This window comes from Bartonella sp. AP280QHHD, assembly GCF_042196125.1.
GTDB lineage: Bacteria > Pseudomonadota > Alphaproteobacteria > Rhizobiales > Rhizobiaceae > Bartonella.
The window spans coordinates 1-5,339 of record NZ_JBHIPQ010000009.1 but is presented as its reverse complement, the minus strand read 5'-3'; the positions used below and the strand labels follow the sequence as shown (position 1 = coordinate 5,339).

Below are 5,339 nucleotides of genomic sequence, written 5' to 3'. Positions count from 1 at the left end.
GTTTTTTTAAAAACATCTGGTTTAATATCCCCTATCTAAATCCATAACTTTACCAATGGGTTTATTTGCCTCAAAATGGACCGTACAGAAGCGTTTTTAATTTCAATGTGGTTTTTATCACAAAATATTTAAATCGCTCTGTACGGTGCCTTTCTGTCAATTTAAACGCATATCTATTCTCAAAATCATCAGCAAACTTCACTACTTTGCTGTTTTTTCGGATCCATAAGTGTCTTTAAGCGTAGATCGCTGTTGCAAGTTGATTGAAGCTTTCTGAAAGGTTATTTGCGAAATTGTTTGACGGTGGTTTATAACATGCGCTTTCATATAGTTTTTTCACTTCTGATTTTTTGTGTTTCTTAATTACCAATCCATATTCTGGATGCGTAATCCAATTATCCCAAGCGCTTTGCCAATCGCGTTCATTTGCATTTCGACATGGGTTGGATTTTGAAAAGCGTACAAATTTTTCAAATTCTGATAAGGCTTCATCATGCGTTAATCCTTGTTCAGTTGCGTATTGAAAATCGGGTTTGAAATCTTCTAGTATTCTTTCAACTTCTTGTTTTTCCCTTATTTTCTTTGTTCCTTCAAAAAAGTTTGCTTTCTCTGGAAAATAAGCAGGCATTATCTTATCAACGATTTCTGAAAGTTGTTTTCCAACCTTTTTAACTTTTCGTGAAGGCAATTTCGCAATCATCGCTTCGTTAATTTGCCATCGGTTGTTAACTTCGTTTGAAGTGTTGGTATTTTGCTCGTGAATGATTGGTTGTTTGGTTTCTATCGTTTTGATTTGTTCTGATTGGCTTTCAACATCACATTCGATTGGCTCGTCAACCAAATCGTTTGTTTCTAAATTTTCAAAATCAATTTCTCTTTTTGATAAAATAATATTTTTATTTTTTTTGTTATTGTTAATGTTATTGTTAATGTACCCTCTTGAAGAATCTTCAAGACATCTTGAAGAATCTTGAAGACTTCTTAAAGAATCTTGAAGCTCTCTTGAAGATTCTTCGTGGTTTTTATGTTTTCTAGTATTGGCGGCTTTTGCTGCTCTTTCTGCAAACTTATTTAAAGTTTCGTCTGAATTTTTTAATTCTTCTTCAACATCTGAACACCACAAATGACCATCTTCTGAAAGAATAATGTGTCCAGATCTAAATAAGTAATCTAATGCCTTCTGAAATCTTTTTACTGAACAACACGTGAAATGAGATAATATTTGCGCATCATTTACAAGAGGCTCTCTAGTACGCAACATTTGCAATCGCAATCGCATATAAACATTGCCTTCAATTGCGGGTAAACAAGCAAGATCAAGTAGCCACTTGTCTGCAAAAAGCCTCGTCCATGGCAACTTAGTTGACATACTTCACCTCCCTTTCTTTATTATTATTGCAAGTGAAATTATCTAGCTCTTCTTCACTGAGACTGTTGAGTTCTTTTTCAACTTCTGAATTCCACAACCCACCATTGTCTAAACGTATGATGAATCCACCTTCAATCAAGGAATTCAAAGCTGTTTCAAACTCTTCTACTGGATAACCAACCCAAAAAGCTAATACCCTTAAGTCCTTTAAAATAGGCTCACCAGTATGGAGCATTAGAAGTCGCAACATGACATAGATACATTTCTCGGTCGGCGACAAACAACCAAGAGTAAGAAGCCATTTGTATGCAAAAAGCCTCGTCCATGGTAATTTAATGGACATACCCCAATTCCCTTTCTTTAACTAAATATAAAATTGCTAAAGCATCTGCTTCGTTATCATCTTTCGGATTGTGCCCTTTTGCACGCACCGCCTTAATCATCTCTTCTTTCGACGCATTCCCCTTGCCTGTCGTCGCTTTCTTAATCGTACTTACTGGTATCCCCTCATACGGTATCTGATGCTGTTCACACCACGCCGTTAACGTTGCTAACAAACCACCGTAAACATGCGCTGCATCTGTACCTTTATGACGCCTCACCTCTTCAAAATACACCGCGTCAATTTGACCTGCTGTCTGCTTTATTTCTGATAGCCATTGTTTAAAACGCAAATAACGCATTCCACCGCCTTCAAAACGGCGTGATTGAAAATTCACGGTACCACTGAACATGTCACCACTTGCACCACGTATCGCCCACCCTGTTTTGGTACCTAGATCAAAACAAAGAATCGTGTTATTCACCGCTCCTCTCCATACAAAACGTATTTTATAAAATTACTGTTTTCCCAAAGCGGAGGAGAAAGAGATATGAGAAATATGCAAGAAAATTTTGTAGAATTAACTGACATTACAATTAACATGAACAATAAATTGAATAACATTGAAACAGAACTCGCAACATTCAAAAGACAAAGTATATTGAAAAAAGACCTTCCCCAAATGATAAGAAATTCCTTAGAAACTTTGTGGACAGAAAACATAGCAGAAGGTTTAGGACCAAAGATGAAAGTTGAGATCTTTAATCTTAAACCTGAAGATCTATCACCAGAAGGTATTCTCATAGAATTTTCCATCAAAAACCCCACAGACCGACCAATGAAAATGAACTATATACGAATAGATGAAAATAGCCCTTTCGAATTCGTTCAAGCATTCTATCCAACTCCTTATCCATACTCTCAAAGCTCTCCAAGAAGCATTCTTAAAACATCTCCCAAATGTATCGATTTAATAACTCCCGTTACAACAAATCCTGTCATCCAAAACAACGTATTAGAAAGAGGAATTGACCTATTTACAGTGAATGGTGGGGATAGTTTTCAATGGGAATTAAAAATTCGCTCCATAGAAACAGAAAATCATGATAAACTATCCGTTCCGATCTTTATCTTAGAACATACTTCATCATATGACCCACATAAAACACTTGAAGTTCGCTTTTGGCCCAGCTTTTTTCGAAAATTAAGTCATCAACGATGATAATCTTATAAGATTGGGAATTAGGTTTTACTTATCTTCTCACCTATTAAGGTGAGAAGATAAAAGTATTTATTAGTTTGTTCTTTTTCATGAATCATAACCTCCAAAGGTTCCTATAACTCTTCTTTCTTGTACTTTCTTTTTCAACTCTTCAATTGACATATTTAACTTTACAATTAATATATCTTTTTCCTTCAGTTCTGTTTTGAGCTCTTGTTCTCTATTGCGATAGAGCAAAACAAAAAAGAACATAGCGATAACACAAAAGAACATAACCGCATTGGTAGTAAAAAACGTAATAATTGCTACTAAACTCATCTTTCTCTCCTCACTTACCCTTCTTCTTACTCTTCTTATTCTTATGAAGCGGCGCTTTTACTGCTTCATCACGCGGCTTAAGCTCTTGTGTTAGTCTTTGAATTTCCTCGTCGCGTGATTGCACATCTGCTTTTAGTGCCTGTATCTTTTCACTTTTCCGTGTAAACTCTTCTCGATACGCATCTATACTTTGTTTTAGTTCTTCAGTCTTTTGTTTCAGTTGTTTAATTTCCTTGTCACGTTCTTCAATTTCCTCGTCGTCACATTCTNGAACATCTGCTTCGAGTGTCATTACAACTTCACTTACATTTCTGAACGCCTTTTCATGCTCTTCAGTCTTTTGTTTCAGTTGTTTAATTTCCTCGTCACGTTCTTCAATCTCTTGCTTCAGTTGTTTAATTTCCTTGTCACGTTCTTCAAGATCCGCATCACATTCATCAATTGTCTGCTTGCTTTCCTTTAAATACCTAAACTCATTCTCTTTCATTTTTTTCTTAATATCTTGAACCTGCTCTTTAAGTGCTTTAACTTGATCGCGATAATGCAATGCAATACGAAACATCACTCCGCTTAAGAGCAAAACTGAAACCACTGCTATCCATAAAATTTCATTCGAACTCATTTTGATCTCCTTAATGCTGCAATCTATCGCCCGTCTGATCAACACCGCGACTTTTAGAAATTGAAGAAAAATTCTCTTGATACCAATCGCTAGGACTTATGTAATTATCAGTAACTTCTGCTATTTTTTGTATTATCCTAGGATGCGGAAATCGCTTCTTATTCACATAGCGTGCTATAGATGCTTGTGTAACACCTACCAAAATCGCAAACTCGGCATAAGTAATATTATTCTTTGATAAATACAGTTTTAGTTTAGACATTCCTCTTTTTACCATATTGGTATTATTAAGACAAGCATATTTTACCATATTGGCATTTGAAAGGATATTTTTTTTAATTAGGATAAGAATCATGAATAATTTGAAATTTTTCAGACAAAAAGTAGGTTTAACTTCAAAAGAATTAGCCGAATTGGTAGGGACTAGTCAGCCACAAATTTTTCGTTTAGAAAATGGACAACGAAAATTAACAAAGGAGTGGGCTGTACGTTTGGCGCCACACTTAAAAATTACCCCCAAACAACTGTTGTTTTCAGGAAATAAGCCTAATAGCTTAGATGAACAAATTGAAGATATGTTAGAGCATCTAAGCTACGATAATAAGGTTAAACTTCTTGATCTCCTTTCTTCATTTTATCAAGATAAAAAAGAATAAACTCTCTTTTTTCATCTTCTGTCAATTTATCCCATAGTTCTAATATTTGCGTATTAATTGACCATTTTTCATCCATTTTTTCTACTCTAAAAAAATATAAAATAAAAAAAATAACCATTTTGGTATTGACTTTAAATTACCGTTTTGGTATCAAATATCCCATATCTTAGAAAATAACTTTTGCCAATAGGCAGTATGGAGGCATTTGTGAATAAACCAGTGTTTATAAATTCTGATGAAATTCTCTTAGTGATGTGCGAAAATGAAGAACAAAATCTCGCTAAATCTGGTCCTTTATTAGAAGAAAAGGACATTATCAATTTTATCGACCAAACCGATAATGCTGTCCAAATTTTGCGCGTAGAACCAACGACTAATCGTTGCGAAGATATCTCTGAAGATATTGCTGAGTTTTATCTCAAACTACGTGAACAAAAGTGTTTTGATGGCAAAATACCGCATGACTTTATTCTACACAGCACAGCATACGGTTTTTTTTTAGATGATATAAAACAGCGCGAATATGATGATGCAATGTATGGTTCTTACGAAAAACAACACCGTTTGCGTCCTTGTGATGTGCTTTAAAAGCTAAAGGCGTTTTTAAAAGACGCCACCTTTTCAAAAAATTCACCCCACAATGCAATGCCGTTCTTTTGCAAGAACGACAAAGGCAGAATCTAACTTAAAGGAGTAAAACCATGGAAAAAAAATACGAAATGACTGATGAAACAATTGAGTTTGATAGAAAAACTCTCCACCGCATTCGTGCTTTAAGGGATTTTGATGATGTTAAAGCAGACGACCTAGGCGGCTATATCGAGAAAGAA

Annotated in this window: 9 protein-coding genes; 3 read left to right on the top strand and 6 right to left on the bottom strand. The window is 35.1% G+C overall.

Going from position 1 to position 5,339, the window contains the following annotated elements; genetic code table 11:
* Window positions 1–235 precede the first annotated feature (235 nt).
* Genes ACFIMK_RS00385 through ACFIMK_RS00375 form a run of 3 tightly spaced genes read right to left on the bottom strand, consistent with a single transcriptional unit; the run spans window position 236 to window position 2,175 of the window.
* On the bottom strand, window positions 236–1,369 hold the full coding sequence (locus tag ACFIMK_RS00385; protein WP_404977332.1) for a hypothetical protein: 1,134 nt from the start codon (window positions 1,367–1,369) through the stop codon (window positions 236–238).
* Complete coding sequence (locus ACFIMK_RS00380; protein WP_375627687.1) at window positions 1,359–1,712, bottom strand: DUF1376 domain-containing protein; 354 nt, start codon at window positions 1,710–1,712, stop codon at window positions 1,359–1,361. Before ACFIMK_RS00380 ends, ACFIMK_RS00385 begins: the two co-directional genes overlap by 11 nt.
* Window positions 1,702–2,175: a crossover junction endodeoxyribonuclease RuvC gene (locus tag ACFIMK_RS00375; RefSeq protein WP_375627686.1), complete on the bottom strand. Its 474-nt coding sequence runs from the start codon at window positions 2,173–2,175 to the stop codon at window positions 1,702–1,704. The genes ACFIMK_RS00380 and ACFIMK_RS00375 overlap by 11 nt, the downstream gene beginning before the upstream one ends.
* 66 nt (window positions 2,176–2,241) lie before the next feature.
* On the opposite strand from ACFIMK_RS00375, the gene ACFIMK_RS00370 reads away from it, so the two are divergent.
* On the top strand, window positions 2,242–2,913 hold the full coding sequence (locus tag ACFIMK_RS00370) for a hypothetical protein (protein WP_375627818.1): 672 nt from the start codon (window positions 2,242–2,244) through the stop codon (window positions 2,911–2,913).
* Window positions 2,914–3,000: 87 nt separating this feature from the next.
* Here the strand turns inward: ACFIMK_RS00370 and ACFIMK_RS00365 are convergent, their stop codons facing one another.
* The 3 genes from ACFIMK_RS00365 to ACFIMK_RS00355 all read right to left on the bottom strand — a co-directional run bounded on the left by ACFIMK_RS00365 (window position 3,001) and on the right by ACFIMK_RS00355 (window position 4,115).
* Window positions 3,001–3,231: a hypothetical protein gene (locus ACFIMK_RS00365; RefSeq protein WP_208434686.1), complete on the bottom strand. Its 231-nt coding sequence runs from the start codon at window positions 3,229–3,231 to the stop codon at window positions 3,001–3,003.
* Between the two features lie 10 nt (window positions 3,232–3,241).
* Window positions 3,242–3,853 carry a hypothetical protein gene (locus ACFIMK_RS00360; RefSeq protein WP_375693494.1) on the bottom strand — a complete coding sequence of 204 codons (612 nt, stop codon included), beginning with the start codon at window positions 3,851–3,853 and terminating at the stop codon, window positions 3,242–3,244.
* 10 nt (window positions 3,854–3,863) lie between these two features.
* Window positions 3,864–4,115, bottom strand: a complete 252-nt coding sequence (locus ACFIMK_RS00355; protein ID WP_375612601.1) for a helix-turn-helix domain-containing protein — start codon at window positions 4,113–4,115, stop codon at window positions 3,864–3,866.
* A 91-nt stretch (window positions 4,116–4,206) separates the two neighbouring features.
* Between ACFIMK_RS00355 and ACFIMK_RS00350 the strand changes: the two genes are divergently transcribed.
* Both ACFIMK_RS00350 and ACFIMK_RS00345 read left to right on the top strand, forming a co-directional pair.
* Entirely contained in the window at window positions 4,207–4,509 is a 303-nt protein-coding gene (locus ACFIMK_RS00350) for a helix-turn-helix domain-containing protein (protein WP_100128398.1), read from the top strand.
* Window positions 4,510–4,716: 207 nt separating this feature from the next.
* Window positions 4,717–5,097, top strand: a complete 381-nt coding sequence (locus ACFIMK_RS00345; protein ID WP_375610977.1) for a hypothetical protein — start codon at window positions 4,717–4,719, stop codon at window positions 5,095–5,097.
* The last annotated feature ends 242 nt before the right edge of the window (window positions 5,098–5,339 follow it).

Excerpts from the sequence above, each read along its gene's own strand:
- ACFIMK_RS00370 (WP_375627818.1), top strand. The coding sequence starts at position 2,242 with ATGAGAAATATGCAAGAAAATTTTGTAGAATTAACTGACATTACAATT.
- ACFIMK_RS00355 (WP_375612601.1), bottom strand. The coding sequence starts at position 4,115 with ATGTCTAAACTAAAACTGTATTTATCAAAGAATAATATTACTTATGCC.
- ACFIMK_RS00365 (WP_208434686.1), bottom strand. The coding sequence starts at position 3,231 with ATGAGTTTAGTAGCAATTATTACGTTTTTTACTACCAATGCGGTTATG.
- ACFIMK_RS00380 (WP_375627687.1), bottom strand. The coding sequence starts at position 1,712 with ATGTCCATTAAATTACCATGGACGAGGCTTTTTGCATACAAATGGCTT.
- ACFIMK_RS00385 (WP_404977332.1), bottom strand. The coding sequence starts at position 1,369 with ATGTCAACTAAGTTGCCATGGACGAGGCTTTTTGCAGACAAGTGGCTA.
- ACFIMK_RS00350 (WP_100128398.1), top strand. The coding sequence starts at position 4,207 with ATGAATAATTTGAAATTTTTCAGACAAAAAGTAGGTTTAACTTCAAAA.